Origin of the sequence: Vibrio sp. 1727 (assembly GCF_033344415.1) — a bacterium.
GTDB lineage: Bacteria > Pseudomonadota > Gammaproteobacteria > Enterobacterales > Vibrionaceae > Vibrio > Vibrio alginolyticus.
Genome location: NZ_JAWPOT010000707.1, coordinates 1 through 508 on the forward strand (window position 1 = coordinate 1; position 508 = coordinate 508).

Genomic DNA, 508 nt, shown 5'->3' on the forward strand with positions numbered 1-508 from the left:
GCGTTTGATAACGAACAAGTCAGTGGCTTTGCCGTAGGTGGCGGCTCTCCTGCTTCGCAATCTGCCTCACCATCGGAGCAATTGAGCGAGACAGGCCAACAGTTGATCAGTCAATTACCACCAGAGTTAGTTGATATCGCACGTGAACCATATAGCGCCCGATTTATCGCATTCGCCCTCATTTTTGATGGCAGCGATATTCAGCGCGAAATGATTAAGTCGTACGTTCCACTCGCATCGCAATCTACATTGCTTCCCTGGCTAGATTATGACTTACCACTGCATCTGCGTTTCCCATTACTCGAACTCGCTCTGCCAGCACTTAAATCGCTGAGTGAAGCCCAGAAAATCAGCTTATGTAAAGTGCTACGTGAGCTCTCAGAGACGGATAATCAATACTCGCTAGCCGAATGGTGTGTCATCAACTTACTAGAAAAGCAGCTACTCGCCTCTTTTGGATTCATCAAACAACACAAGACGTTGAAGCAATTAGAGGAAAGTGTGTTTT

Annotated in this window: 1 pseudogene; it reads left to right on the forward strand. The window is 46.7% G+C overall.

The features are described 5' to 3' along the window. A pseudogene (locus R8O10_RS27735) lies at positions 1-508 on the forward strand (Zn-dependent protease); the annotation flags it as partial.